Origin of the sequence: Pseudohalioglobus lutimaris (assembly GCF_002866825.1) — a bacterium.
GTDB lineage: Bacteria > Pseudomonadota > Gammaproteobacteria > Pseudomonadales > Halieaceae > Halioglobus > Halioglobus lutimaris.
This window is the reverse complement of sequence record NZ_PKUS01000013.1, coordinates 35393-62102: the sequence shown is the minus strand read 5'-3', so window position 1 is coordinate 62102 and position 26710 is coordinate 35393. Positions and strand designations below refer to the sequence as shown.

Genomic DNA, 26710 nt, shown 5'->3' with positions numbered 1-26710 from the left:
ATCACTATGCAGTGCCAACTTTAGCGTTTTATCTGCCGCGATTGAACCGGTGGTAGCGCTCTACCCAACCCAGGAGTTTCTCCGGCTTACGCGCCTTGCGCCACTCACCTGCCAGGAACTTGTTGCTCTCCCCCAGGGTGGGATAAATATGGATAGTGCCAAGAATCTTGTTGAGGCCGATGCCGTGCTTCATGGCCAGCACGAATTCGCTGACCAGCTCGCCCGCATGGTAACCGACAATCGTCGCACCCAGTATGCGGTCACTGCCTGGGCGGGTCAGCACTTTGACGAAGCCGTGCGCCTCTCCGTCGGCAATAGCGCGGTCCAGGTCGTCGATGTCATAGCGACTGACTTCATAGGGCAGGCCCTGCTCATCCGCCTCCTGCTCGTTGAGCCCGACGCGGGCCACTTCCGGGTCAGTGAATGTGGCCCAGGGCACTACCGAATAGTCGACGCGAAAACGGCGGAAGCGGCCGAACAGGGCGTTCACTGACGCATACCAGGCCTGGTGACTGGCCATGTGGGTAAACAGGTAGGGGCCCGCCACATCACCGGCGGCGTAAATAGTGGGTACAGCTGTGCGCAGGTAGTCATCGACCTCTATACGCCCGGCAGCGTCGAGGCCAATACCCAGGGCCTCCAACCCCATGCCTTCCACGTTGGCACTACGACCGACAGCGAGCAGGAGACGGTCGAAAGCGACCTCGCGCTCAGCGCCATCAACCAACAGGCGGCAGACCGGCCCCGGCACTGCGGTGAACGACTGCGGCTCCGCAGCGGTCAGCACCTCTATGCCCTGCGCCGCGAAGTCCTGCTGTACGCGCAGGGACACCTCCTCGTCCTCACGCGGCATGATCCGCGCCGCGTGAGTAACCAGGGTGACCGCACTGCCCAGGCCGGCAAAAGCCTGGGCCAGCTCACAACCAATGGGTCCGCCACCCAGCACCAGCAGGCGAGCCGGCTGCTCTCGCAATGCCCACACCGTGTCAGAGGTCAGGTAGTCAATACTGTCCAGGCCGGGGATTTCCGGCACCCGCGGCCTGGCGCCACTGGCGATAATGATATTGCGAGCGCTGATACGCCGGCCGCCGACCTCGACCTCCCACGGCGAGACAATGCGCGCCTCGCCCTGCAGGCAGTCGACACCCAGCGAGGTGAATCGCTCCACCGAGTCGTGGGGCTCTATCGCGCCGATGACTGACTGCACCCGCTCCATAACATCCGGAAAACGGACCTTTACCTCCATAGGCGCCAGGCCAAACTCCTCGGCGCGACTGGCATAGCGGGCGATACGTGCCGAGCGGATCAAGGCCTTGGAGGGCACACAACCTGTATTCAGGCAGTCTCCTCCCATCTTGTGCCGCTCAATCAGCGTGACCTTTGCCTTGACGGTTGCCGCGATCAAAGAGGCGACCAGTCCGGCGGAGCCGGCGCCAATGACCACCAGGTTGGTATCAAAGGACCGCGGCTTGTTCCAGGCCGCCAGGCGGCGCCTGGATGACAGCCAGCCCACCCCCCACCTGGCGAGCAGCGGGAATAGCCCCAGTAAAACAAAAGACCCCAGCAGTCCCGGCGAAATAATGCCTGCCAGCGAATCCAGCTGGCCCAGCTGTGTACCCGCGTTCACATAAACAGCCGTGGCTGGCAACATGCCCAGCTGTGACACCCAGTAGTAGCGCCACGTTGAGATCGGTAACAGACCCATGAGCAGATTGATCAGGAAGAACGGGAACAGCGGCACCAGGCGCAGCGTAAACAGGTAGAAAGCGCCGTCTTTGGCAAACCCCTCATTGATCGCCTGTAAGGGTCGCCCGAACCGCGACTGCACCGTGTCCCGCAGCAGCGTACGCGACACCAGGAAGGCCAGCGTCGCGCCCACGCTGCTGCCAAAAGAAACCAGCAGTAGCGCATACCAGAACCCGAACAAGGCACCACCTGCCAGGGTCATCACCGCCGCTCCCGGTACAGAAAGTCCGGTCACCGCCACGTAGATCGCAAAGTAAATCGCACCCGCCAGCAGCGGATTGTCGGCATACCAGTGCTGCAGGTCACCAATGCGCGCCTGGACGACCTGCAACTGCAGGTATTGACCGAGATCCAGCGCGAACCAGCTGACCAGGGCGAGGCCGATGATGGTCAGAACCAGCAGTTGTTTTTTGTTCATAAGTGCACACCAAAAGGTTAGCAATACAGAAGCCAGCGTCGGTGGCGGAGTAGGCGATTCCGGACCGTGCGAGGCCATGGGTGGCCGAGGCCGAGCTGCCATGGACGGCGATTTTGCGTGTCCGGGGACCACCTACCCCGCTGCCGGCGCGATAACGGAGCGGTACAGGCTGCTTTTATATCACACAGCACTAAGCTCAGAGTGAAAAACTCTGGCTTGGCAACTTGTACCGTCTACGACCGGTGGTATGATGACCCCCTTTCTATCCCAGCAGTTTTAAACGCCGCAGAGCGGCCGGAGACCAACATGTCAGACAAGATCGTACACGTCAGCGACGCCACCTTTGACGCCGAAGTCCTCAATTCAGACATTCCCGTACTGGTGGACTTCTGGGCCGAATGGTGCGGGCCCTGCAAAATGATTGCCCCCGTACTGGACGAAATCGCGGAAGAGTATGAAGGCCGGCTGAAAATAGCCAAGGTCGACGTGGACGCAAATCCGGAGATCCCACCCAAGTTCGGTATCCGCGGCATCCCCACCCTGATCGTATTCAAGGGCGGCAATGCAGAGGCCACCAAGGTGGGCGCATTGTCCAAGTCACAATTGAATGAATTCATTCAGGAAGTCGTCTAACCACGGCTCAATTGATTCGCATCATTGCCCAGGCCGCTTCCTCCGTGGCTTCATAGAAGTTTTTTACAACGGAGAATCAGAAGTGGCCGAGCCAGTATCCAACCCCCACCCCACCAACAGTGCCAATGACCAGGACCAGGCGGTCACAGCGACCGAACACGGTCCCTATAACCCCCCTCAGCTGAAGGAAGACCTGGTTGGCACTCTGGATTCGCCGGAGGCGATTCGCGACCTGTTCACCAGTGGCGTGTATCCCTACGGGGCCAAAATCAGCGCCGCTGAATATGAAGCCACCAAGCGTGAGCTGCAGGTAGAACTGCTCAAGGTCCAGCGTTGGGTGAAAGAAACCGGCCAGAAAATTGTGGTGCTGTTCGAGGGTCGCGATGCTGCCGGCAAGGGTGGCACGATCAAACGCTTCATGGAGCACCTCAACCCTCGCGGCGCGCGGGTGGTCGCACTGGAGAAGCCCTCAGACCAGGAGCAAGGCCAGTGGTACTTCCAACGATACGTCAAGCACTTCCCCACCAAGGGTGAGATCACCCTGTTCGACCGCAGCTGGTATAACCGCGCCGGGGTCGAGCGGGTAATGGAATTCTGCACACCTGAAGAGTACCTTGAGTTCATGCGCCAGACGCCGGAAATGGAGCGCATGATGGTACGCAGCGGCATCCGCCTGTTCAAATACTGGTTCTCGGTCACCCGTGAGGAACAGCACACACGCTTTGACAAGCGCCGCAACGACCCGCTCAAACAATGGAAACTGTCGCCCATCGACCAGGCATCCATCGACAAGTGGGATGATTACACCGAAGCCAAAGAGGCCATGTTCTTCTATACCGACACAGCCGATGCGCCCTGGGCAGTGGTCAAGTCAGCAGACAAGAAACGCGCCCGCCTGGCCTGCATGCAGCACTTCCTGCACAGCCTGGATTACCCCGGCAAGAATCAGGACGCGGTGAGACCAGACCCGCTGATCGTTGGACAGAGCTCGCACGTGATCGGCAAGTCCCGCCACATACTCGGCCCATCTTTGAGCGCCTGGTAGCCAGTCACCTACAGGGCACGCGAGCGCGGAATAGGCTGCGCTCGCGCACTCGCGGGCCTTTGCGCGTATCGCCAGGGGCAGAATCAACGGCATCTCAATGAGCCGCGAAACCTCAAATTAGCGGTAGACGCCCCCGGTACAGCGTGCTACATTTTCTCCTGTTGCACAGTCCCGTGCAGCGATAATAATGCTGTCACTCAAACTATTAGCTCCACTCCGCTGGCAACCACCGGCGCACTGATCCTTTAAATTCCTCTCTCTTCGAGCACTCACTGCACCCGTAATCTATGAATCTTACCGACCTGAAAACCAAATCCACCCAGGAACTGATCGACATCGCCAAAGAGATGGGCCTGGAAAACATGGCCCGCTCACGCAAGCAGGATATTATTTTCGCCATCCTCAAGCGCCACGCAAAAAGCGGTGAAGACATTTACGGTGATGGCGTGCTGGAGATACTGCAGGATGGCTTCGGCTTCCTGCGCAGCGCAGACAGTTCTTACCTCGCTGGCCCTGACGATATCTACGTCTCGCCCAGCCAGATACGTCGCTTCAACTTGCGCACCGGCGACAGCATTTCCGGCAAGATTCGACCGCCCAAGGACAGCGAGCGGTACTTTGCCCTGCTCAAGGTCGGCGAGATTAATTTCAGCAAGCCCGAAAGCGCCAAGCATAAAATCCTCTTCGAAAACCTCACCCCGCTGTTCCCCGACGAGCGCCTCACCCTGGAAAAGGGCAACGGCAGCTCCGAGGATCTCACCGGTCGCATCATCGACCTGGTCGCCCCCATCGGCAAGGGCCAGCGTGGCCTGTTGGTTGCACCGCCCAAGGCGGGTAAGACCATCATGATGCAGAACATCGCCCAGGCGATTATCAGCAACAATCCCGAGTGCTACATCATCGTCCTGCTCATCGACGAGCGTCCGGAAGAAGTGACCGAGATGCAGCGCTCGGTGGGCGCACGCGGCGCTGAAGTGGTTGCCTCTACCTTCGATGAACCGCCCTCGCGCCACGTACAAGTAGCGGACATGGTCATCGAGAAAGCCAAGCGCCTGGTCGAGCACAAGAAGGACGTTGTCATCCTGCTGGACTCCATCACCCGCCTGGCCCGCGCCTACAACACGGTCATCCCCTCTTCCGGCAAGGTACTGACCGGTGGTGTGGACGCCCACGCACTGGAACGCCCGAAGCGTTTCTTCGGCGCCGCCCGGAACATTGAGGAAGGCGGCAGCCTGTCCATCATCGCCACCGCATTGATCGCCACCGGCTCGAAGATGGACGAGGTGATCTACGAGGAGTTCAAGGGTACGGGCAACATGGAACTGCACCTGGACCGCAAGATTGCAGAGAAGCGAGTGTACCCGGCCATCAACATCCGCTCCTCGGGCACACGTCGCGAGGAACTGCTCACCGGCGACGAGGAACTGCAACGCATGTGGATTCTGCGCAAGCTGCTGCACGGCATGGAAGACACGCCTGCCATCGAGTTCCTGATCGACAAGCTCAAGGACACCAAGACCAACGACGAGTTCTTCAAGTCGATGCGGCGGAAGTAGTCGTACTCTGGTTTCTCTGGCGACACTGCTTTGGTGCCCGCCGCTTTGTTGTTTTAGACCTACCGCCACAGGGTGGTGATACAGGCCAACCGGGGACCGCGTAAAGCGCCATCCCTGGCAGCTCGGGCTCCCGGAGCGCCGGCCGGCACATCCCTGTGCTCGCACGTCCCCGGTAAACCTACCCCTCCACCCTGCGGCTCCTTCCTCCATTAACTAATTCTGAAAACACGCTGTTGTGCGTACATGTAGCGCGATAGAGCTGCGGGGGGCAAGGCGGGTATGGCGTGGGCGTCTGAGCCCATGGATGGCCGAAGTCGAGCTGCCATGGACGGCGCTTTTGCGTCCCACGACATACCTGTCTTGTCCCCCGGCTGCGGTAGTCCCAAACCAACCGTACAACGCATTAACTAAAACCCATGCCATTGCACGCTATCCAGCTAAAGTGTAGTGTCAGCCCCGACACCGCAGCGGACTATACCGACAGTGAAGTACAAAGATCTCCGCGAATTCATCGCCGAACTGGAACAGCGCGGCGAGCTGGTTCGCATCAGCACCGAAGTAGATCCCCATCTCGAGATGACCGAAATCGCCGACCGCACCCTGCGCGCCCGTGGGCCCGCCCTGCTGTTTGAAAACCCCAGGGGGTTCAGCACTCCAGTGTTGGCAAACCTGTTCGGTACGGAGCAGCGGGTAGCCCTGGGCATGGGCGCGGAAGATGTGAGTGCGCTGCGCGAAATCGGTGAGCTGCTGGCCTATTTGCGTCAGCCGGATCCCCCCAAAGACATGCGAGATCTCGCGGATAAAGCGCCGGTGCTCAAGCAGGTGCTCAACATGGGACCGAAGAGCGTGCGCAATCCTCCCTGTCAGTACCATGCCAAACAGGGCGACGATGTTGATCTCTACCAGTTGCCCATCCAGACCTGCTGGCCTGGCGATGCGGGTCCCCTGGTGACCTGGCCCCTGGTGATTACCCGCGGGCCCGAGAAGGAGCGCCAGAACCTCGGTATCTACCGCATGCAACTGATCGGCAAGAACAAACTGATCATGCGCTGGCTGTCCCACCGCGGCGGGGCCCTGGACTACCGCGACTGGCAACTTAAACACCCCGGCAAGCGCTACCCGGTTGCTATCGCACTGGGTGCAGACCCGGCGACAACGCTGGGGGCGGTAACGCCCGTCCCCGACGGACTCTCCGAGTACGCCTTCGCCGGGCTGCTGCGCGGCAGCAAGACCGAGATAGCTGAATGTTTCACTCCGCTGTGCCGGGAACACGGCCTGCAGGTGCCTGCGTCGGCAGAGTACATCCTCGAGGGCTACCTGGAGCCGGGGGAAGTCGCTGACGAGGGCCCATTCGGTGACCACACAGGTTACTACAATGAAGTTGAAAGCTTCCCCGTATTCACGGTGGAAGCGATCACCCACCGCGAAGACCCCATCTACCACAGCACCTATACCGGCCGCCCACCGGACGAGCCGGCCGTATTGGGCGTGGCCCTGAACGAGGTGTTCGTGCCGCTGTTGCAGAAGCAGTTCCCGGAGATTGTTGATTTCTACCTTCCTCCGGAAGGCTGCTCTTATCGTATGGCGGTGGTGACTATCCGTAAGGAGTACCCCGGGCACGCCAAGCGGGTAATGCTGGGGGTCTGGTCGTTCCTGCGCCAGTTCATGTACACCAAGTTCGTTGTAGTGACGGACGAGGACATCAATGCCCGCGACTGGCAGGATGTAATCTGGGCGATGACCACGCGCATGGACCCCCGCCGGGACTGTGTGTTTGTCGACAACACCCCCATCGACTACCTGGACTTTGCCTCACCGGTTGCCGGCCTGGGCTCCAAGGTCGGGCTTGATGCCACCAACAAGTGGCCGGGTGAGACTGATCGCGAGTGGGGTGAACCGATTGTGATGGATGCGGCGGTTAAGAGTCGGGTTGACGAGATCTGGGATGAGTTGGGGATCGCGCTCGATTGACCTCGGCCCTCTCGACACCTGCTTAAATTAAGCTTGCTGACTACCACTTGCTCGGCGGCTGTTTTTGGGTAAAAGTTGGTGCATTATCCGTTCGCCGCTCGCTGCTCGCTGTTCGCTGTTCGCTGTTCGATGTTCGCTGTTCGATGTTCGCCGGGGCGACAGCCAACAGCGCCGCCCGAAAACCGCCAAAAAGCGTCATCCCTGACAGGCTTGGCTTCGGCCGTCCGTGGCCTCAGACATTTTCGGGCGGCGCTGTTGGCTCTCGCACCTCTTAACGTTCTTAACGTTCTTGCCGTTCTTTAAAGGCTTAATTTATTATTTTTGGATGACGGCACCGAGGCGTGGAGATCCATTTCCGCGCCGTCTAGAAAGAAAGACCAGCGCAGAAAGAACAAGCCAGGAAATCAGCTGGCAGCTAAAGTCGAAGGGCGCTCCGGCACAGGTAGCTCAGGCAGCGCGGGCTCACTCAGCAACAGACCCTCGCGATAGTAGGCGCCGGCCACCTTGGGCTCTTCCAGCGCAACCAGCAAACGACCCAGCTCGGCGCAAACCTCGGGAGTGCGTTCCAGGCGATAACTGTTTTCGAAGTAATCCCGCGCCTTGCCCCAAAGCGACTCCCGCGCAGAAAGCCGACCCAGGGTCAGCAGCAGTTGTGGATCATCGGTGTGCTGTGGGAGCCACGCTTCAGCGTGTGCCAATTGCCTGGCGCTGTCCTGGCCAACAACCAATCCATACTCGCGTACGAGCTTGCTGTCCCAGTGCTGCTTCAATGCGCGCAGGATCACTTTTTCAGCAGCGGCATGTTGCTCGCCTTTGACCAGCAGGGCGACATACTCATACAGCACGGCCGGATCGTTCTTCAGGTGCCCGGGAATTTTGTTCCAGGCTGCGCGCAGTGCATCGCCGGTGTCATCGGCGACGGTGGCGCTGGCAGACAGTTTCTGCAGGTAGACTTCACGCTCCAGCGATTCCAAGGCATCGGCAGGCATCACCTTGTACTTCTTCAGCTCAGGCAACAGTTCAGCCAACTCACTCCAGTCCTTTAGCCCGTAATAGGCGCGACGCAGCAGGTCCAGCACATACGGGTGGCGCCCGGCGTTGCGACGTGCCCGCACCAGCGTGGCCAGGGCCTGCTCATACTGGCCTGAATGCAGGCGCAGCTCGGCCTGGGTGAGCTCGACGGCTATTCCCGCCTCGGATTCCGCGTCTTCGGCTGCGCCGAGGTACTCACGCATCTTGTCCGGTTCGTTGAGGCGGTAACTGGAACGGGCCGCCATCAGGTAGTTGATCAACGGCGCTTCACTGTTCTTTGCGCCGCGCAACAGCTGTCGACGCGCACGCGTCCAGTTGCCTTCGATGAAACTGATCAACCCGCGCGTGGTCAATCGTGAAGCTGCCCTCGCCCGGCGCCCGCCTACCCAACTGACCAGGGAGGCCTGGCCACCCACCAGGCGACGCAGCAATCGCACAGCCAGGTAGACCAGAAACGTAAAGACGACAAGCAACAGTACGCCTACCCAGAGGCTGGTCTCAACAGTGTAATTGCCATAGGCCACCAACACGTAGCCGGGATCGGTCTCGATCACTGCGACTATGCCCACCCCCAACAGCAGGGCGACGAGTACCAGAATAAATAGCTTGCGCATGGCTTACTCTGCGCCTCCCTGTTGCAGGCGTCGTTTCATTGCCTCGTCCAGTGCCTGCAGAGAGCGATCCATATTCGGCATATTCACCTGGATTATCTGCCCTTCCAGCTGGGTAATCTCCCTTGCCATTGCGCGCGCTGCAGCCTCGTCCGTATCAAGGAACTGGTCCACCCAGTGCTGGGCGCGCTGCAAGCTTTCGACATACAGTGTCTGGTTACCGGAGAGCAGGGCCACCTGCGCCTGCTCCAACAGCATACGCAGATTCTGGCGCACCAGTCCCTCCCACTGTGGGTCCATCAGCGCCTGCATGGGCACATCACGTCGGCGAATAACGATGTAGTCCGAAAGTTTTCGCGCGGCTTCTTCATAGCCCCGCTCCAGGCGCACCTGCCATTCGTCGGCCGGCTCAGCCTCTGGCTGCGCAACCTGGTCCTGAAGCTGGAAGATTCGCAGTTCGCCGGCCTGCTCGATAAGCGCGGTCAGGCGCAGGTAAATACCTTCCACATCGACACTGGGTACAGCACGCAGCGCAGCTTGCTCTGCGGCTATGGCTGCACGCACCGCATGCAGGCTGGAGTCGTCCAGCTCACGGAGAATAGCGTCGGCGCTATTGAGCAAGGCCAACGCGGATTCGGTGTCGCGAGCCATAATGACGCGCTGGCTGGCCAGGCGCAGCAGATACTGCGCCTCTGCCCGCAACCAGCTCTCATGATCATTGGCGCTGTAAGCGGCTAACTGTTCGCCCTGGCGCTCTATCTGGGAGCGCAGCGAACCCATGGCTTCGGCCTGGCTGGCAAGCTCTGCCCGGGCTTCCTGCACACCGCTGTTCACCTCCGCCTGCAGCTTGCGTTCCAGCGCCCGCAGTTCATCACCCTCGCTACCGGTGACTGATTCCAGCTCGACAACACGTTGCTGCAGGGCCTTTTCACGCTCCAGCCCCTGCATTACCGTCCAGCCAGCGGCGCCACCCAGCGCTAATACCAGCAACAGGGCCAGCCAGCCTACAATGGACGACCCGCCCTTCTTTGCCGCTGCCGGAGGTGGCGGCGATGGCGGCCGCGAAGGCCCGGAATCGGGCTGCGTAGCCGGGCTCACAGCGCTCTCCTCGCTACCGGGTTTCTCGCCGGCAGGCTCCTGCACAGCATCAACAGCGCTTTCCTCGCTGGGCTTATCATTTTTCTCACTCACTCGTTACTCTCCGCCTCGCCTTGTTAGCAGGGCTTCCAACATGGCATCGTCCGAAGCATTCGCCGCAGTAGTGATGTCAGTAAAACCCGCCTGCTGCGCCAATGTCGCAACACGCGACGAGGGCACAACCAAACCTATATCCCTAAACTTAGTGTTTTCTTTGTCGCTAAGCAACGTCAGCATATTATTCAAGCCCTCACCGCTGCTGATCAGCACCGTATCCACCTGTCGGGTCTCCAGAATCTGCGCCAGCTTTCCCGGGGCCAGATCCGGGCATCTACGCTGGTAGCAGGCCAGCTCGTCCACCTGTGCCCCGCGAGCGGTCAGTACCTTTTTCAGCGCCTGCCTGCCGCCTTCTCCCTTGATAATCAGTACCTTCTGGCTCTCCACCTGAGCTAACTCCGGCAGGACAAGCAGACCTTCACTGTCCATTTGTGCTTCCGGAGACAGCGGCTGCAGCCCACGCTGCGCCAGCAGCGCCGCAGTGCTTACGCCTACCGCATACCAGTTAATCCCGGTCGGCAGCTGCGGCCAGTAATCATCGATACAGTCCAGGCCGAAACGCACGGCGTTGACGCTGATAAAGATCACGTGCTGATACTGATCCAGATCGATGAGGCATTGACGCAGACCGGGTGGCAGCTCGGCAAGTGGTTGCAGTACCATCATCGGCTGGTGGATACCGCACACGCCGTGTTGCGCCAGCGAGGCCAGCAGGCCACCCGCCTGCCCGGCAGGCCGGGTCACCAGGATGGTTGGGCTACTGTGCATAAACCTCGGCCAGAATTTCTCCCGCGCCCTGCTGCAACAGGTCCTGTGCCACCTCGATACCCAGCTGCTCGGCCTGAGCCGGCTCTGCCCAGGACTCGGCACGCAACAGCTGGGAGCCATCGGGTCGACCCACAAGACCACGCAGGTGCAGGCGGCCATCATCCAGGTATTCAGCGAAACAGGCGATAGGCACCTGGCAACCACCATTGAGGTGCCGGTTCATGGCGCGCTCTGCCAGCACGCGTCGCGCGGTCGGTTCATGGTGCACCGCCTGCAGCAAAGCCAAGGTCTGCTCGTCGGCGCTGCGCAATTCAACACCCACAGCGCCCTGGCCGCCCGCTGGCAGCGAGTCCTCCACGGCAATCCTGTCAGCGATACGGCTGGCAAAACCCAGGCGAATGAGGCCGGCGCTGGCAAGAATGATGGCGTCATACTCGCCCTCGTCAAGCTTGCGCAGGCGGGTATTCACATTTCCTCGCAGGAACTTCACCTCCAGGTCCGGGCGCCGCGCGCGCAACTGGCACTCCCGACGCAGGCTGGACGTTCCCACCACGCTGCCGGCCGGCAGCGCTGACAACGACTTGAAATTGTTGCTCACAAAGGCATCAGATGGGTCTTCACGCTCACAAATCACACCCAGACCGAGGCCATCAGGAAAATCCATGGGCACGTCCTTCATCGAGTGCACCGCAATATCTGCGCTGCCCTCAAGCAGTGCGGTTTCCAATTCCTTGACGAAAAGCCCCTTGCCGCCGACTTTGGCCAGCGGTACATCCAGTAACTGGTCTCCACGCGACGTCATGCCCAGCAACCTCACCTCCAGGCCGGGGTGGGCACTCATCAGGGCGTCGCGTACGGTTTCCGCCTGCCAAAGGGCCAGCGGACTTTCCCTGGTAGCGATAGTCAGAGAGCGGGTGGACATGGAGTAAGTTCCTTATGAACGGTACTGCTGGAAGCGCGCAATCATACCATTTCAGCTGCGATCGTTCAGCGTTGCGATAGCCGTTGCTTGACCTCGCTGAGATGACGACGACTGATGGCTGGAGCCTGCTCCAGATCGTGTAGAATCACCCGCCAACTGCCATCCTCGATTTTCTCGAGTCGCTCCACGTGGTCAAGCGCCACCAGCGCATTGCGGTGGACACGCAGAAAGCGGCCTCCAAACTCCTGCTCGAGATCCTTCAGCGTATCCGGGATAAGCAGCTCCATCTCCGGCGCCACCGCGGTTACGTACTTTTGCCCGGCAATGAAACAGCGCACCTCGGTCACCGGCATGGACTCAAAACCACGATGAGTCTGGCTGCTGATTGTACTGCGGGCCGCAGCTGCGCCCTCGCCTTGCTGCAGGCTGGCCAGCTGTACACGATTGACGCGCCCGGCGCCCTCTAGCGCGCGGTCCAGTTCTGCCTCACGCACCGGTTTAAGCAGGTAGGCCATCGCCTGATGCTGCAGGGCCTGCAGAGCATACTCATCGTAAGCGGTACAGAAAATCACCGCGGGTGGGGACTGCAGCTTATCCAGTTCCGCCGCCACTTCAATGCCGTCCATCCCCGGCATCCGAATATCCAGCAACACCACGTCAGGCTCCCGGGCGGCGACTATCTGCATGGCCTCAGCGCCGCCGGCGGCCTGCAAGCACTCTGCGCCAGGACGGATACTCCCCAACAAACGCAGTAGTCGTTCGCGAGCCAGTTGCTCGTCGTCAACAACCAGGACCTTCAACGTAACTGCCCCGGGCTGTAGCGCAACGCGACCCTGAAGCTCTGTGCCGCTGGTTCAACCTGCAAACCTGCATCGGGGCCATATATCACTTGCAGCCGCTGCTCCACATTGGTGAGCGCCATCTGGTTTCCGCCGGAGTTCTGAATGCCGGGCGGGACCGGGTTTTCCACCATCGCCCGAATCGTCTCTCCCTCCCGGTCCAGGACAACAATAATCGAGCCGCCCTCCGGCAAGCGCGCAATCCCGTGGTAAACCGCATTTTCCACCAATGGCTGCAATACCAGGCTGGGCATGGGCTCATCCAGCAGCGTCGGGTCGACCTGCCAGTCGATGTGCAGGCGGTCACCCAGGCGCAATTGCTCAATTCCCAGGTAGAGCTCGCAAAGTCTCAGTTCATCCGCCACCGTGGTTACCCCGCGGCTTTCCTTGAGACTGGCGCGAAACAGCTCGGCCAGGTCCTCCACGGCCTGCTCCGCTGACTCCGGGCGCGACATGATCAGGCTGGCAATGCTATTGAGGGTATTGAACAGGAAGTGCGGCCGGATACGTGCTCGCAAGGAGTCAAGCCGGGATTGCAGCTCCATTTGCTCCTGTCGTAACAACTGCTGCTGAAGGAAAAAATAGCGCAGGATAATACCGCCTATCACCAGTGACACCAGGAGGTTGCGCAGCACCCACCAGCCACCCTGCGTTTCACCCGTCAGCCAGGGGAACGCCGTCAGCGCAAGAACGCTGGAAGCAGCGGTAACCAGGGCAATAAGAGAGAGACTGATGGTTGTCGCCAACACCAGGCTGAGACGACTCAGCGGGCCGCGACTGAGACACAGTAGCAACGCACTGGCCAGCACGACCCACTGCACGAAAAGAGAGCAGATCGCCAGCAGTTCCCAGTCGAAATCAGGCAGGGCGCTACTGGCGAGTGCGTAAACCATCACCAGCAGCTGAGCGACCAGCACCATCATCAGCACGGGGCGCGAGGCGCACAGGTCAGGAATAAAAAACTCCCCCAGCTCCGCGGCGACGGTTTCTTTTTCGCGATCAGCCTGGGCTGACTGCATGCTTTCGCTCCCTGGCACCGCAGCTGGCCTGTTGGCCGCCCCGGCAACGATTAGTGCCCCAACAGGACCAAACAGCCCTGATCTTAGCTGATATACTTGCATCCCTTTGTGGCGCGAACAAGGTAAAAAGTCACGCCGCAACCGTCAGTTCAGTAACAGGATTTATGATGAGCAAGGAACAGGACACCAGCAAACTCTGGGGTGGACGCTTCAGCGAGCCCACGGACAGCTTTGTGCAGCGCTTCACCGCGTCGGTTAACTTCGATCAACGTATGGCCGCGGAAGACATCGCCGGCTCCCTCGCCCACGCGCAGATGTTATGCAGTGTCGGCGTGCTCTCTGCGCCAGAGTTGCAACAGATCCAGGAAGGTCTGGCCACGGTGCAACGGGAGATAGATGAAGGCAGCTTCCAGTGGTCGGTAGAGCTGGAAGATGTACACATGAACATCGAGGCGCGTCTCACTGAATTGATAGGCGTGACCGGCAAAAAGCTGCACACCGGCCGCTCGCGCAACGACCAGGTTGCTACAGATATCCGCCTCTTTCTGCGCAGCGCCATCGACCGTATCGCCAGCGAACTCACGCGCCTGCAAGCGGGAACCATTACCCTGGCGGCTGCCAACGCAGACACCATCATGCCGGGCTTCACCCATTTGCAAACAGCACAGCCGGTTTCTTTTGGCCATCACCTGCTGGCCTGGAATGAAATGCTTGAACGGGACTACGGGCGACTGATGGACTGCCGGGCGAGGATGAACCAGTCCCCCCTTGGCGCAGCGGCGCTCGCCGGCACCACCTACCCCATCGATCGTGCGCAGACGGCAGCGGCGCTGGGGTTCGATAAACCCACGGAGAACTCGCTGGATTCTGTCTCCGACCGCGACTTCGCCATTGAGTTCTGCTCATTCGCCGCCCTGCTGTTGACGCACCTCTCGCGCATGTCGGAAGAGCTGGTGGTGTGGGCATCAGCACAGTTCAACTTTATCGAACTGCCCGACCGCTTCTGCACGGGCTCATCTATCATGCCGCAAAAAAAGAATCCCGATGTGCCGGAACTGGTGCGCGGCAAAGTGGGTCGCGTAAACGGACACCTGGTTGCGCTGCTTACATTGATGAAGAGCCAGCCCCTGGCCTATAACAAGGACAACCAGGAGGACAAGGAACCGTTGTTTGACACCGTGGACACCGTGTTGGACTGCCTGCGCGCGTTCGGCGACATGCTGCCGGCCATCAAGCCGCGCCGGGAGCAGATGCGCGAGGCCGCGCGCAGCGGCTTTTCCACTGCCACCGACCTCGCGGACTACCTGGTGGGACTGGGACTGCCCTTTCGCGACGCGCATGAGGTCGTCGGCAAGGCTGTAGCCCATGGTGTAGCGACGGGTATGGACCTGGCCGAAATGGAGCTGGCCACCCTGCAGGGTTTCTGTGCGGACATCGGCGACGACGTATTCGAGGTGCTCACGCTGGAGGGTTCGATCGGCGCTCGCGACCATCTTGGCGGTACGGCACCGAACCAGGTAGCCGCGGCCGCTCAGCGGGCACAGCAGCGCCTGGCTGAACGCCAGTAAACAAACCCGGGCCCTGCCTGAAATCCGGCTAGTTTGCGCGGTAGCGCAGACTCGCCTGGAAGGCCACGTCCGGAGCGGTTTCCACCTGCACGTCCTCCACCACGCTGATATCGACCGTCCAGCGCTCGGCGAAGCGCCAGCGACCGCCGACGGTTAGCATGATGGCGTCCTCGCCAAGGCCGTCGATACCGCTGTCCGTTGGCGCGGCATGCGCATCAAGCTGGCCTATCAGTGACCACGCCGGCGTTATCAGCCAGTCGACCGTCAGGCCCGCAAACCAGAGGTCGCGCTCCTGCATATGGGCAATCAGCTCACTTTGCCCCGCGCGCAGGTAGCCCATCTGACCGTGCCAGCGCAGGGGCAGGTCCGCAAGGTGGTCTCCCGAAAAGCGCAGGGCGACAAACGCGTCATCGCTGCCACTGCCAGTGAACTCATCTTCATCCCCGGTGGAGAATTTATAACCCGCAACAAGGGCCGCCGACGCGGCTTTGTCATGGTAGAGCCGATAGCTCAGCGAGAGCGTGCTGTCACCCATACCTGAGCTTGCATCCCGCAGGTCAAAGGTATCGCTGCCTTGATAACGATAGTCCAGCAGGTCCTGCGCCGCCCTGGAGCGCCCCCCATCTGACATGCCCCAGAAGTCGTGCCAGTTATCAATCAGCGAGTCCAGGTCGCCGCCGCTGTGATCCAGCCAGGGCAGTTCCAGCTGAAGATCCCAGTTATCTGTCAGGGCGTAGCGCAGCTCAAGCGCAACACGCAGGGTTTCACCGTCCAGGTTGAGCGCCTCGTTCCCACGCACCTCAGAGACATAATGGCTGGCGATACTGGTATGCGCCGCCAGGCCGAAACTGCCCGCCGGGCCAATGTCTGCGTTGCGCTGTGAAGGCAGGCCGAACAAGCCGGCAACGGGACTCAAGTTTTTCACATAGAGCGGCTCCTGCGCCTGCGCGCCGCTGGACAGTATCGCGGCCGCGAGCACCGTCAACGCGTGCCGAGACAGACGACGATGCCCGGGGCTGGCTGCGCAGCCAGCCTGAGCAAGGACGGGGCGAGCTGCTGTGCTCATAGCCATGCAAAATCGATCTCGCCCTGCTCACGCATCTGCGCCACCACAAAGGGTCGCAGCAGTGAACCGTCACGGGTATTGCGCCAGTCACCGGCGTCAGCGTCAAACTCAAAATGGAAACCGCCAGACCGCGCTGCCAGCCACAACTGCCGCACCGGGGGCTGGCGACTGAATACCATAGTGGTGCCATTCTCGAACTTTACCGTCAGCACCCCGCCTCCGGCCTCATAATCAAGGTCGGAGTCCACCTCATCCAGGGCCAGTTCCACCGCCTCAAAGGTCTCATCCACCAGTTCACCGTATTCTGCTTCCGATATCACTATTGCTTACTCAAAATTAAACACCCGCACATGATAAGGGCTGCTCGCGCCGCTTACTACCGGCAGGTATAATCGCCGCTTTTGCACTGCTGGAGCACCCATGCGCCACCTCGTTTTACTGGCACTACTGGTTTTCCTGGGCGGCTGCGGCCAGACCGGTCCGCTGTACCTGCCGGGAGAAGCACCTGCGCAGGGTCCCCAGGAAAACACCGGGATAATGCAGGAAGATAGCGCTCCGTAAACCCAGGCCTGGAACATGAGACAGACGATGAAATACTTCCCCTATCGGGATGGACAGCTATACGCCGAGAATACGCCGGTCAGTGAGATTGCCGCGCGCCATGGCACGCCCTGCTACATATACTCACGCCAGGCACTGGAAGGCGCGTTTCGCGAGTACCAGCAGGCACTCTCCGGCTGCGATCATATGGTCTGCTATGCAGTGAAGGCCAATTCCAACCTGGCGGTGCTGGATGCCCTGGCCCGCCTGGGTGCCGGTTTCGACATCGTGTCCGCCGGGGAACTGGAGCGGGTCATCGCCGCCGGCGGTGATCCTGCCAGGGTCGTTTTCTCCGGTGTGGCCAAGAAGCCCGAGGAGATGGCGCTCGCGCTGGAGCTGGGCATCGCCTGCTTCAACCTGGAATCCGCCGCGGAACTGGAGGTTCTGGCCAGCGTCGCAGCCAGCGCGGGCCGGGTCGCGAAAGTGTCTGTGCGCGTCAACCCGGACGTGGATGCGCAGACCCATCCCTACATTTCCACCGGCCTGCGCGAGAACAAGTTCGGCGTCACCACCGAGGAGGCGCTGCGTGTTTATCGCCGCGCTGCAGAGCTGCAGAGCATCGAAGTCGTCGGCGTGGATTGTCATATCGGCTCCCAACTCACCCAGATCAGCCCGTTCATCGACGCCCTCAAGCGCCTGCTTGACCTCATAGACCAACTGGCCGACGAGGGTATTGTCCTGCATCACCTGGACCTGGGCGGCGGGCTTGGCGTGTGCTACCGGGATGAGCAGCCCCCCTCTATCGGGGACTACATCGGTGCCGTGCGCGAGGTTCTGGGTGACCGCCCATTGCAGCTGGTATTCGAGCCCGGGCGTTCTATCGTCGCCAACGCAGGCCTGCTGATCACCCGGGTGGAGTACCTGAAACCCACGTCAGAGCACAACTTTGCCCTGGTGGACGCGGCAATGAACGATATGATCCGCCCGGCGCTCTACCAGGCCTGGCTGGATATTCGCAACGTCAACGAGCGCAGCGACGGGCATCGCGCCAGCTGGGACATTGTCGGGCCGGTTTGCGAAACCGGCGACTTTCTCGGCAAGGACCGCGACCTGACACTGCACCAGGGGGACCTGCTGGCCATTTTTGGCGCAGGCGCCTACGGCTTCACCATGAGCTCCAATTACAACAGTCGGCCGCGGGCAGCAGAAGTCATGGTCGACGGCGACAGCGTTCACCTGGTGCGTGAACGGGAGCGCTTTGCTGATATCATTCGTGGCGAACACCGCCTGCCCGACCAGGGCTGAATGACGGTTACCAACAGGCCTAACGCATGCTTCTGAAGTTCACTAAAATGCACGGCGCAGGGAATGACTTTGTGGTTGTTGACCTGATCAGTCAACGCTGCAAGCTGCGCCCGCGGGATATTCGCAAGCTGGCGGACCGCCGCTTTGGCGTGGGCTGTGACCAGGTTTTGCTGGTCGAGGCACCGGGCAACCCCGAGGCCGACTTTCGCTACCGCATCTTCAATGCAGATGGCGGTGAGGTGGAGCAGTGCGGCAACGGTGCGCGCTGCTTTGCCCGTTTCGTCCGCGACAGGCGGCTGACCAGCAAGCGCGTCATTACGGTAGAGACCGCGTCAGGCATGATCGTCTTACGGGTGCGCGATAATCACCGTGTAGAGGTCGACATGGGGGCTCCGGTATTTGAACCGGGTAAGATACCTTTTGAGCGCACAGAAGCAGCCCAGAGCTACTCGCTGGAAATAGAAGGGGGGAGCCTGGAAATCGGCGCTCTGTCCATGGGCAACCCGCACGCAGTACACCGGGTGGAAGAAGATGTGCAAGCGGTCGATCTGGCGCACCTGGGACCACTAGTAGAAAACCACCCGGAGTTTCCCCAGCGTGTGAACGCCGGCTTCATGCAGGTGTTATCCGACAGCGAAATCAACCTGCGGGTTTACGAACGGGGCGTGGGCGAGACCCTGGCCTGTGGCACCGGGGCCTGTGCTGCCGTGGTCTACGGCATAACGCGCAACTGGCTGCAGGATACCGTGACAGTAAATCTCCCGGGCGGTAAGCTGTCTGTGTCCTGGCAAGGACCGGGCCAGCCCGTGATCATGACCGGCCCGACAGCGGTCGTCTTTGAAGGCACCATAAGACTTTGAGGCCGCGCTATACCGCGCCTCACCAACCAGGGGACCAGCAATGGCAGCAGGGAATAAACCGGCACAGAATACGACACCGGAAATAGCATTGAACGATGAGCTGGTACGGCAGTACCTGCAGGAGAATGGAGACTTTCTGCAGCGCAACCCTGATATGCTGGACCACCTGCACATTTCCCACGCCTCCGGCAGCGCTGTGTCGCTGGTGGAAAAACAGGTGGGCATCCTGCGCGAGCGCAATATCGAAATGCGCCACCGGCTCAAGGCGCTTACCGCCAATGCCCGCGACAACGACCAGATTTATGAGCGAACCCGCAAGCTGGTACTGTCCCTGTTGGAAGCCGACAACGTGGACGCGCTCTACACTGCATTCATGGACGCGATGAGCAAGGATTTCAAGGTCGACTACGCCAGCATGATCCTGTTCGGTGAAGCCGCCCACGAAGGCGCGTGTCGCGTTGAGGACGCCGCAGCGGCAGAGCGGGAGATAGGGGCATTGCTCAAGAGCAACAAACCCGTATGCGGTGTTTTACGCAAGGAAGAACTGGCCTACCTGTTCCCGGAAGCCGGCGCAGTGGGCTCTGCGGCGCTAATGCCTCTGGCCAACGGCGAGGAACTGGGGCTCATCGCCGTCGGTAGCGCCGATGCCAATCGCTACGCTGGCAACATGGGCACACTGTTCCTGACCCATATTGCCGACGTGATTGTGCGCCTGCTGCCCGGGCTGCGGTAGCCGCGCTTGAACACTTCCCTGGCTGACAGCTGCGGGCAGTTCATCGACTACCTGCGGGACGTACGCCAGCTCTCGCCCCACACCCTGAGCAACTACAGCCGCGATCTCGATTCCCTGCAGGGCTATTGCGCCAGCCATGAAAAGCACAGTGCCCAGGACCTGCAAGAAGCTGACATTCGCGCCTGGGTAAGCCAGATGCACCGTCGCGGACTCGCGGGCAGCAGCATCCAGCGCAGTCTTTCTGCAGCGCGCTCCCTGTTCAACTACCTGGGACGGGTCAACGGTTTTCCGCGCAATCCGGCGGCCAGTGTGCAGGCACCGCGAAAACCACGACGCCTGCCAAAGACGCTGGACGCGGACCAGGTAGACCACTACCTGTCATTCGAGGACGACGGTGCCACGGCCCGACGCGACCGCGCCATTGCCGAACTGTTCTATTCTTCGGGCCTGCGACTGGCAGAACTGGTGGCTGTGAACATTGACGACATCGACCGCCATTCGCGCCTGCTTACGGTAACAGGCAAGGGCAACAAGACCCGCACCGTACCCGTGGGCAGCGCGGCCATTGCCGCCATTGATCACTGGCTGGAAACACGCCCACACACCGCAACAGATGCCGACGCGGCCCGCGCGCTGTTCACCAGCAATCGGGGTCAGCGCATCAGCGTGCGTAATATCCAGGCGCGATTGAAGTTGCAGGGTCGCAAGGCGGGGATGCGACAGGACGTGCACCCACACATGCTGCGGCACTCCTTCGCCAGCCATATGCTGGAGTCATCCGGCGACCTGCGCGCGGTTCAGGAACTACTGGGTCATGCCAATATTTCCACAACGCAGATCTACACCCATCTGGACTTTCAACACCTGGCCAAAGTTTATGATGCCGCCCACCCAAGGGCGAAACGACGCAAGCGGGACTGACCACTTGCCGATTAAAGTCATCACCTTCGACCTGGACAACACCCTGTGGGATGTGGAGCCCGCCCTGATTCGCGCCGAAGAGGCACAGCGTGCATGGCTTCTGGAGCATCGCCCGGGGACGATGGAACAATATGATCACGCCAGACTCTGGGAGTTCAAGAAGCGCGTTTGGCAACGCCACCCGGAGCTACTGCACAACGTCAGTGCAATGCGCGAACAGATGCTGCTGGAACTGCAATTGGCGGCCGGCTATGCCGAGAAAGAAGCACGTGTCGGGGCTGAGCAGGCATTTGCTGTATTTTTGCAGCAGCGTCACCAGGTTGAACTTTACGAGGAAGCCCTGGAGATACTGGAGGCGCTCTCCCGTGACTTCACCCTTGGCGCACTCACCAACGGCAACGCGGATATCTTCAAAACCGATGCCGGTGAATATTTCGACTTCGCCTTTTTGGCAGAAGACGTAGGTGCAAGCAAGCCTGCGCCCGATATGTTTCACGCTGCAATGGCGAGCTCAGGTGCCACCGCTACAAATATCATCCACGTGGGTGATAATCCCGAGCACGACATCCAGGGCGCACGGGCGGTGGGTATGTATACGGTATGGGTGAACACGCTGGGACAGAAGTGGCCAGGAGGGGAGCGAGCGCACCGTGAAGTGATCAGCCTCAAGGATCTCCCGGCGGCGATTGACAGCATTGCCACCGAAGCGCCAGGGGAGCGGTCCTGATAGCAACCGCCCGGGAATGCGGATGTGGCCTAGATAGCATCCTCACCGGTTTCGCCGGTGCGGATTCGGATGACCTGCTCCAGCGGCGAAACGAAAATCTTGCCGTCGCCAATTTTGCCGCTGTTAGCGGTACTGGTTATCGCCTCGACGGCCTTCTCGACCTCGTCATCGGCAAGCGCTATTTCCAGTTTCACTTTGGGTAGAAAATCCACCACATATTCTGCACCGCGATAGAGTTCGGTGTGCCCCTTCTGGCGGCCGAAGCCCTTTACATCGGTAACAGTAATCCCTTGTACGCCAATCTGCGATAGCGCGGCGCGCACATCGTCCAATTTGAACGGCTTGATGACGGCGGTGATCAGTTTCATGCGCTAAACCTCATTGAAGTAGACGCGGCAATGATAGGTGCTATAGGGGCGCCTGTAAATTGAGGCGGGTCAAGTGGAGGCGTACCTGCCTCTCGCGGACGGCCACGGCAGATCCGGGGCTTTATCCCGGCCGCGTCCGCTCCGGCGTCCTGCCTCTCGCGGACGTACCGTACATCCTGTACATAAAAAAGGGGGCGCGAAGGCCCCCGGGTGCACGCATTATCCACATGCGCCAGCAGATGTTTAGATTCCGCTGCCTTTGGCGCCAACGAATTCCGGGTAAGCTTCCATGCCGCATTCGGCAACGTCCACACCCTCATACTCTTCTTCCTGGCTGACGCGGATACCCATAACAGCCTTCAGGGCGCCCCAGACGATCAAGCTGCAGACGAAGACCCAGGCGAAGATAGTGGCTGCGCCAATAATCTGGCCGCTGAAGGATGATGCGTCGTTGGTAACAGGCACCAGCAACAGGCCGAGCAGACCCACAACACCGTGAACAGAGATGGCGCCGACGGGATCGTCGATCTTCATCTTGTCCAGAGCAATGATGGAGAACACGACCAGCGCGCCGCCAACCCCGCCAAACAGGGTTGCCTGCAGGGCTGTGGGTGTGGAGGGCTCAGCAGTAATGGCAACCAGGCCAGCCAATGCGCCATTGAGCGCCATGGTCAGGTCAGCCTTGCCAAACAGGGTTCTGGCGACAATCAGCGCAACAATCAGGCCACCGGCCGCCGCTGCGTTGGTGTTCATAAACACGATAGCCACGCTATTGGCGCTTTCGACGCTGGCGGTTGCCAGTACCGAGCCACCGTTAAAGCCGAACCAGCCCATCCAGAGGATAAAGGTGCCCAGCGTCGCCAGCGGCAGATTCGAGCCGGGGATGGCGTTGATCTGGCCGTTGGGTCCGTATTTGCCCTTGCGAGCGCCCAGCAGCAGCACACCCGCCAGGGCCGCTGCGGCGCCTGCCATGTGCACAATACCGGAGCCGGCAAAGTCAGAGAAGCCAAGGTCACTGAGGGTATACATGCCAAATACCGCATTGCCACCCCATGTCCAGGAGCCTTCCATCGGATAGATAAACCCGGTCATGACCACAGCGAAGGCCAGGAAGGCCCACAGCTTCATGCGCTCGGCAACAGCACCCGAGACAATGGACATGGCAGTCGCCACGAACACCACCTGGAAGAAGAAGTCGGCGGAAGGCGCATAGGTAGCCGCTTCTTCTGCGCCGGCCACGCCGTCACCCGTGATAGTTGAAAGGAACATGTCCCCGCCATACATGATCATGTACCCGCAAATCATATACATGGTGCACGCCACCGCATACAGCGCGACGTTCTTCAAGAGGATCTCTGTCGTGTTTTTGGAGCGGACCAGACCGGCTTCGAGCATTGCGAACCCGGCAGCCATCCACATTACCAGCGCGCCACAAATCAAGAAATAGAAAGTGTCCAGCGCGTACTGCAGTTGAAATATATTGTCTTCCATTGGAAAAGCTCTCTCGTGATCAGTTCAGGGTTTAGATAGCGTCTTCGCCAGTCTCACCGGTGCGGATGCGAACCACTTGCTCCAGTTGCGCGACAAACACCTTGCCGTCACCGATCTTGCCGGTGTTGGCAGCCGTGGTGATGGCCTCAATGGTCTGGTCGACCAGGCTATCGGCTACCGCAACGTCGATTTTCACCTTGGGCAGGAAGTCGACAACGTACTCAGCACCGCGGTACAACTCGGTGTGGCCTTTCTGCCGGCCAAAACCTTTTACTTCTGTCACGGTGATGCCCTGCACGCCGATTTCTGACAGCGCCTCACGCACGTCGTCCAGCTTGAAGGGCTTCACTACAGCCGTGATTAATTTCATGTTTCTCTCCTGGTGTTTGGATCAAGGCGCCGCGAGGCGCCTGTGTAACGGATAAGCCGCGCTTACATGCTCTTGGAGATGGAAACCACGACTGTGTCATCACCCCAATCGGTGCCAAACACTTCGTCCTCGTCCAGGGTTGTGCCAACGTAGGTTGCTCCCAGGTCCACGCCCAGCACGGACCAGGTCACGCCCACGGAGTAGTCTGTGTAGGTGTCCTCGTCATCCGACAGGAAGCCGCCGTCCTCGTCGAGGTCGTTATAGCCAACGTGGAAGTCCAGCGACCAGTTCTCGGCGAAGCCCCAGCTGTAGTCCGCGTAGTAATAGAAGAACTTGTCGGTGTCACCGTAGTAGTCGTCGGAGTAGGCCATGCCCAGTGTCAGGTCGTGCCAGGAGAAACTCCCGTAGATTTCCTGGTAGTCACCGGCATCACCATCATCGCCGGGGTAGTCGTAGTACAGATAGCCCACATCGATGGCGGAGTTCTCACCCACGTCCATACCCCAGCCGACGTAGTAGTCCAGTTCCAGAGAACCGTCGAAGCCGTCAATACTGTCGAAGTCGACCGACGAGCCCCAAGTACCGATGTAGATGCCGTTATCAAAACCCAGGTCGAAACCGCCCTGGATTGCGATGTCTTCGTCCGACTGGGAAATACCGCGGAAGCGGTAGTCACTCACCAGGGCAACGTTAGCGCTGATTTCAGCAGCCTGTGCGGTGGTTGCGGTAGCACCGGCCAGAACTGAAGCGGCGATTGCAGCGGGAAGTAATTTTTTCAACATGTTTCATTCTCCAAAAGGGATGTGTCCAGGTTTCAGATTGTGTATGCGTCATCTCGTTCTCGGGCACACTGTGCGCTCTACCAATCTGCCCGGTAGATTGCAGAGCATGTGCCAGGCCCGGGATTTATCTTTTTTTTCAATAAGTTAGCGCATTAAGCAGGGGACGAAGCCGAGTGCCGCGCACCAAAAGCGCTCACGGATTCGCACCATCGATCGCCTGTGCACTGGCGTGGCGCACCGAAACAGGGCACCGAAGTGAGCGCTATGGCGCTCATTTGTTCACCACGGTGGTGATTTATGATCTGTGTTCGGCATCGCAAATAGACTAGAATTTATGCGAATCCTCCAGGCATAAGGCCGCAAGAAATGGCAATCAAACCACCCCCTCCTCCCTGGGAAGTACTGCAGCAAGTAAACGAGATGGTTGGCAGCTCCGGCCTCAAGGGCGAAGTGGACAAGGGCGTGCGCGCATTAGCCCAGTCTGCGCTGACACGACTGGACGTGGTGAGCCGGGAGGAATTTGATGCGCAGACTGAAATCCTCAAGCGCACCCGGGAACGCGTTGTCGCCCTGGAGGCGGAACTGGAGACACTGACGAGGGAACTGGAAACCCTCTCAAACTAGCCATGTAAAGCCCGGTGCCCCACAGGACATCGGCTACAGCGCTCAGGGAAGAGCCATGGAACTGTCTGTTATACACAGCCGGGCACTGTCCGGCCTGTCTGCGCCAATGGTGCGCGTTGAGGCCCATCTCTCCAATGGGCTTCCCGCCTTCAATATAGTCGGCCTGCCTGAAACCGCTGTTCGCGAGAGCAAGGAAAGAGTCCGCAGCGCCCTGCTCAACTCCCACTTTGAGTTTCCCGACCGGCGCATCACCATCAACCTGGCACCCGCAGACCTGCCCAAAGTCGGGGGTCGCTTTGACCTTCCCATTGCCCTGGGCATCCTCATTGCTTCCGGACAGCTGGAAAACCGGCGGGGTGAACATGACGAATTCCTCGGCGAACTTGCCCTGGATGGCAGCCTCAGAGCGGTACCCGGCGTGGTTTGTGCTGCACTGGCGGCCAGTGCCTGCGGCAACACCCTGTTCGTACCAACCGCCTGCGAGCACAATGCGAGCCAGGTGCCCGACGCCAACATCCTCGCGGCCCCCGACCTGCTCACCCTGTGTGCCCACATCAATGGCTCCGCTGCGCTGCCTCCCAGCAGAACCGCCGAACACCGGGTCCCGGCGAGCTACCCGGACCTGAGCGACGTGGTGGGACAGACATCCGCTCGCCGGGCACTGGAGGTCGCCGCCTGCGGCGCACATAACCTGCTTCTGAGCGGGCCACCCGGCACCGGCAAGACACTACTCGCCAGTCGCCTGCCCGGGATACTGCCTCCGCCCTCCAAAGAAGAAGCCCTGGTTGCCCTGGCCCTGCGCGACTTTCAGGATGCACAGACCACGGACAGTGCACTGCGCCGTCCCTTCCGCTCGCCGCACCACAGTGCCAGCGCAGCGGCGTTGATCGGCGGAGGCAGCCATCCGCGGCCGGGGGAAGTCTCCCTCGCCCACGGCGGTGTACTGTTTCTCGACGAGTTACCAGAGTTCAATCGACACTGCCTGGAGGCCCTGAGGGAGCCACTGGAATCCGGCCAGGTCACCCTGTCGCGCGCCCGGCACAAGCTCACTTACCCCGCCAGTTTCCAGCTGGTCGCCGCCATGAACCCCTGCCCTTGCGGCTATCTAGGCGACGCCGAACGAGCCTGTCGTTGCACACCTGAGCAAGTGCAGCGCTATGCAGGTCGGGTTTCCGGGCCATTGCTGGACCGTATCGACATGCACGTTCCCGTGCCCCGGCTCCCCGCGGCCATGCTGCTGGAAAAAGGCGCCGGAGGTGAACCCTCCGCTGCCGTGAGAAGCCGGGTTATCCAGTGCCGGGCGCGCCAGCTGGCGAGACAGCAGTGCACCAACGCTAATTTACATAGCGAGCCCCTGCTTGACGTCTGCCAACTGGGCGAAGCACAACGCCAACTGCTGGAAACCGCGGCGCAGCGCCTGCATTTGTCCGGTCGAGCACTGCACCGTACCTTGCGGGTAGCCCGCAGCATCGCCGACCTGGACTGCGCAGATGTGGTGGAAGAAAACCACCTCAGTGAAGCACTCGCCTACCGTCCTGGTTGATCGGGCAGGACCCGGTGCAACTGGCAATACCGCGACGGCTTTACCCGCTATGCCCTCC

Annotated in this window: 26 protein-coding genes; 13 read left to right on the top strand and 13 right to left on the bottom strand. The window is 60.4% G+C overall.

Going from position 1 to position 26710, the window contains the following annotated elements:
* Positions 1-28: 28 nt before the first annotated feature.
* Positions 29-2164: an FAD-dependent oxidoreductase gene (locus C0039_RS12085; RefSeq protein WP_101518187.1), complete on the bottom strand. Its 2136-nt coding sequence runs from the start codon at positions 2162-2164 to the stop codon at positions 29-31.
* Positions 2165-2470: 306 nt separating this feature from the next.
* Between C0039_RS12085 and trxA the strand changes: the two genes are divergently transcribed.
* The 4 genes from trxA (at position 2471) to ubiD (ending at position 7369) form a co-directional block, all read left to right on the top strand.
* Positions 2471-2797, top strand: a complete 327-nt coding sequence (trxA, locus tag C0039_RS12080) for a thioredoxin TrxA (protein ID WP_076000247.1) — start codon at positions 2471-2473, stop codon at positions 2795-2797.
* Positions 2798-2879: 82 nt separating this feature from the next.
* Complete coding sequence (gene ppk2 / locus C0039_RS12075; RefSeq protein ID WP_243391605.1) at positions 2880-3842, top strand: polyphosphate kinase 2; 963 nt, start codon at positions 2880-2882, stop codon at positions 3840-3842.
* A gap of 287 nt (positions 3843-4129) precedes the next feature.
* Complete coding sequence (rho, locus tag C0039_RS12070) at positions 4130-5398, top strand: transcription termination factor Rho (protein WP_076000245.1); 1269 nt, start codon at positions 4130-4132, stop codon at positions 5396-5398.
* Positions 5399-5881: 483 nt separating this feature from the next.
* Entirely contained in the window at positions 5882-7369 is a 1488-nt protein-coding gene (gene ubiD / locus C0039_RS12065) for a 4-hydroxy-3-polyprenylbenzoate decarboxylase (protein WP_101518185.1), read from the top strand.
* A 404-nt stretch (positions 7370-7773) separates the two neighbouring features.
* On the opposite strand, the gene C0039_RS12060 is transcribed toward ubiD, so the two are convergent.
* From C0039_RS12060 to C0039_RS12035, 6 genes are all read right to left on the bottom strand, one after another.
* Positions 7774-9015 carry a heme biosynthesis HemY N-terminal domain-containing protein gene (locus C0039_RS12060; RefSeq protein ID WP_101518184.1) on the bottom strand — a complete coding sequence of 414 codons (1242 nt, stop codon included), beginning with the start codon at positions 9013-9015 and terminating at the stop codon, positions 7774-7776.
* Between the two features lie 3 nt (positions 9016-9018).
* Positions 9019-10203 carry a uroporphyrinogen-III C-methyltransferase gene (locus C0039_RS12055; protein WP_076000243.1) on the bottom strand — a complete coding sequence of 395 codons (1185 nt, stop codon included), beginning with the start codon at positions 10201-10203 and terminating at the stop codon, positions 9019-9021.
* Positions 10204-10206: 3 nt separating this feature from the next.
* The gene (locus C0039_RS12050) at positions 10207-10974 is read right to left on the bottom strand and encodes a uroporphyrinogen-III synthase (protein ID WP_101518183.1); all 768 of its coding nucleotides are present in this window, start codon (positions 10972-10974) and stop codon (positions 10207-10209) included.
* Positions 10964-11896, bottom strand: coding sequence for a hydroxymethylbilane synthase (gene hemC, locus C0039_RS12045; RefSeq protein ID WP_101518182.1), 933 nt, complete (start codon positions 11894-11896; stop codon positions 10964-10966). The genes C0039_RS12050 and hemC overlap by 11 nt, the downstream gene beginning before the upstream one ends.
* Positions 11897-11961: 65 nt before the next feature.
* A complete protein-coding gene (locus C0039_RS12040) occupies positions 11962-12696 on the bottom strand; it encodes a LytR/AlgR family response regulator transcription factor (protein WP_101518181.1) in 735 nt (244 codons plus the stop codon).
* On the bottom strand, positions 12693-13754 hold the full coding sequence (locus C0039_RS12035; RefSeq protein WP_165787115.1) for a sensor histidine kinase: 1062 nt from the start codon (positions 13752-13754) through the stop codon (positions 12693-12695). Before C0039_RS12035 ends, C0039_RS12040 begins: the two co-directional genes overlap by 4 nt.
* 167 nt (positions 13755-13921) lie before the next feature.
* Between C0039_RS12035 and argH the strand changes: the two genes are divergently transcribed.
* Entirely contained in the window at positions 13922-15322 is a 1401-nt protein-coding gene (argH, locus tag C0039_RS12030) for an argininosuccinate lyase (RefSeq protein WP_101518179.1), read from the top strand.
* Positions 15323-15350: 28 nt separating this feature from the next.
* Here the strand turns inward: argH and C0039_RS12025 are convergent, their stop codons facing one another.
* Positions 15351-16388: a DUF3187 family protein gene (locus tag C0039_RS12025; protein WP_207796432.1), complete on the bottom strand. Its 1038-nt coding sequence runs from the start codon at positions 16386-16388 to the stop codon at positions 15351-15353.
* A complete protein-coding gene (gene cyaY, locus C0039_RS12020; RefSeq protein WP_084179585.1) occupies positions 16385-16708 on the bottom strand; it encodes an iron donor protein CyaY in 324 nt (107 codons plus the stop codon). Before cyaY ends, C0039_RS12025 begins: the two co-directional genes overlap by 4 nt.
* Positions 16709-16808: 100 nt before the next feature.
* Here cyaY and lptM point away from each other — a divergent pair, with 100 nt between their 5' ends.
* From lptM to C0039_RS11990, 6 genes are read left to right on the top strand one after another with little or no spacing between them, the layout of a single operon-like run.
* Positions 16809-16949 (top strand): LPS translocon maturation chaperone LptM, encoded by a 141-nt coding sequence (gene lptM, locus C0039_RS12015; RefSeq protein WP_101518177.1) that lies wholly within the window; start codon positions 16809-16811, stop codon positions 16947-16949.
* A 27-nt stretch (positions 16950-16976) separates the two neighbouring features.
* Complete coding sequence (gene lysA / locus C0039_RS12010) at positions 16977-18233, top strand: diaminopimelate decarboxylase (RefSeq protein WP_101518176.1); 1257 nt, start codon at positions 16977-16979, stop codon at positions 18231-18233.
* Between the two features lie 26 nt (positions 18234-18259).
* Positions 18260-19093 (top strand): diaminopimelate epimerase, encoded by an 834-nt coding sequence (gene dapF, locus C0039_RS12005; protein WP_076000234.1) that lies wholly within the window; start codon positions 18260-18262, stop codon positions 19091-19093.
* A 40-nt stretch (positions 19094-19133) separates the two neighbouring features.
* A complete protein-coding gene (locus C0039_RS12000; RefSeq protein ID WP_101518175.1) occupies positions 19134-19826 on the top strand; it encodes a DUF484 family protein in 693 nt (230 codons plus the stop codon).
* Positions 19827-19832: 6 nt separating this feature from the next.
* Positions 19833-20747, top strand: a complete 915-nt coding sequence (xerC, locus tag C0039_RS11995; RefSeq protein ID WP_101518174.1) for a tyrosine recombinase XerC — start codon at positions 19833-19835, stop codon at positions 20745-20747.
* 4 nt (positions 20748-20751) lie between these two features.
* Entirely contained in the window at positions 20752-21474 is a 723-nt protein-coding gene (locus tag C0039_RS11990) for an HAD family hydrolase (protein ID WP_076002263.1), read from the top strand.
* Positions 21475-21503: 29 nt separating this feature from the next.
* Here C0039_RS11990 and C0039_RS11985 read toward each other — a convergent pair whose 3' ends face one another.
* The 4 genes from C0039_RS11985 to C0039_RS11970 all read right to left on the bottom strand — a co-directional run bounded on the left by C0039_RS11985 (position 21504) and on the right by C0039_RS11970 (position 24485).
* Entirely contained in the window at positions 21504-21842 is a 339-nt protein-coding gene (locus C0039_RS11985) for a P-II family nitrogen regulator (RefSeq protein ID WP_076000231.1), read from the bottom strand.
* Positions 21843-22085: 243 nt separating this feature from the next.
* On the bottom strand, positions 22086-23333 hold the full coding sequence (locus tag C0039_RS11980) for an ammonium transporter (protein ID WP_101518173.1): 1248 nt from the start codon (positions 23331-23333) through the stop codon (positions 22086-22088).
* Positions 23334-23364: 31 nt separating this feature from the next.
* A complete protein-coding gene (glnK, locus tag C0039_RS11975) occupies positions 23365-23703 on the bottom strand; it encodes a P-II family nitrogen regulator (protein WP_076000229.1) in 339 nt (112 codons plus the stop codon).
* 62 nt (positions 23704-23765) lie between these two features.
* A complete protein-coding gene (locus C0039_RS11970; protein WP_076000228.1) occupies positions 23766-24485 on the bottom strand; it encodes a TorF family putative porin in 720 nt (239 codons plus the stop codon).
* Positions 24486-24851: 366 nt separating this feature from the next.
* Between C0039_RS11970 and C0039_RS11965 the strand changes: the two genes are divergently transcribed.
* Both C0039_RS11965 and C0039_RS11960 read left to right on the top strand, forming a co-directional pair.
* The gene (locus C0039_RS11965; RefSeq protein WP_076000227.1) at positions 24852-25109 is read left to right on the top strand and encodes an accessory factor UbiK family protein; all 258 of its coding nucleotides are present in this window, start codon (positions 24852-24854) and stop codon (positions 25107-25109) included.
* 55 nt (positions 25110-25164) lie between these two features.
* Complete coding sequence (locus C0039_RS11960) at positions 25165-26652, top strand: YifB family Mg chelatase-like AAA ATPase (RefSeq protein WP_076000226.1); 1488 nt, start codon at positions 25165-25167, stop codon at positions 26650-26652.
* Positions 26653-26710 lie beyond the last annotated feature (58 nt).

Excerpts from the sequence above, each read along its gene's own strand:
- C0039_RS12085 (WP_101518187.1), bottom strand. The coding sequence starts at position 2,164 with ATGAACAAAAAACAACTGCTGGTTCTGACCATCATCGGCCTCGCCCTG.
- trxA (WP_076000247.1), top strand. The coding sequence starts at position 2,471 with ATGTCAGACAAGATCGTACACGTCAGCGACGCCACCTTTGACGCCGAA.
- rho (WP_076000245.1), top strand. The coding sequence starts at position 4,130 with ATGAATCTTACCGACCTGAAAACCAAATCCACCCAGGAACTGATCGAC.
- C0039_RS12060 (WP_101518184.1), bottom strand. The coding sequence starts at position 9,015 with ATGCGCAAGCTATTTATTCTGGTACTCGTCGCCCTGCTGTTGGGGGTG.
- C0039_RS12050 (WP_101518183.1), bottom strand. The coding sequence starts at position 10,974 with ATGCACAGTAGCCCAACCATCCTGGTGACCCGGCCTGCCGGGCAGGCG.
- hemC (WP_101518182.1), bottom strand. The coding sequence starts at position 11,896 with ATGTCCACCCGCTCTCTGACTATCGCTACCAGGGAAAGTCCGCTGGCC.
- C0039_RS12035 (WP_165787115.1), bottom strand. The coding sequence starts at position 13,754 with ATGCAGTCAGCCCAGGCTGATCGCGAAAAAGAAACCGTCGCCGCGGAG.
- argH (WP_101518179.1), top strand. The coding sequence starts at position 13,922 with ATGAGCAAGGAACAGGACACCAGCAAACTCTGGGGTGGACGCTTCAGC.
- C0039_RS12025 (WP_207796432.1), bottom strand. The coding sequence starts at position 16,388 with ATGAGCACAGCAGCTCGCCCCGTCCTTGCTCAGGCTGGCTGCGCAGCC.
- lptM (WP_101518177.1), top strand. The coding sequence starts at position 16,809 with ATGCGCCACCTCGTTTTACTGGCACTACTGGTTTTCCTGGGCGGCTGC.
- lysA (WP_101518176.1), top strand. The coding sequence starts at position 16,977 with ATGAAATACTTCCCCTATCGGGATGGACAGCTATACGCCGAGAATACG.
- dapF (WP_076000234.1), top strand. The coding sequence starts at position 18,260 with ATGCTTCTGAAGTTCACTAAAATGCACGGCGCAGGGAATGACTTTGTG.
- C0039_RS12000 (WP_101518175.1), top strand. The coding sequence starts at position 19,134 with ATGGCAGCAGGGAATAAACCGGCACAGAATACGACACCGGAAATAGCA.
- C0039_RS11985 (WP_076000231.1), bottom strand. The coding sequence starts at position 21,842 with ATGAAACTGATCACCGCCGTCATCAAGCCGTTCAAATTGGACGATGTG.
- C0039_RS11980 (WP_101518173.1), bottom strand. The coding sequence starts at position 23,333 with ATGGAAGACAATATATTTCAACTGCAGTACGCGCTGGACACTTTCTAT.
- glnK (WP_076000229.1), bottom strand. The coding sequence starts at position 23,703 with ATGAAATTAATCACGGCTGTAGTGAAGCCCTTCAAGCTGGACGACGTG.
- C0039_RS11970 (WP_076000228.1), bottom strand. The coding sequence starts at position 24,485 with ATGTTGAAAAAATTACTTCCCGCTGCAATCGCCGCTTCAGTTCTGGCC.
- C0039_RS11965 (WP_076000227.1), top strand. The coding sequence starts at position 24,852 with ATGGCAATCAAACCACCCCCTCCTCCCTGGGAAGTACTGCAGCAAGTA.
- C0039_RS11960 (WP_076000226.1), top strand. The coding sequence starts at position 25,165 with ATGGAACTGTCTGTTATACACAGCCGGGCACTGTCCGGCCTGTCTGCG.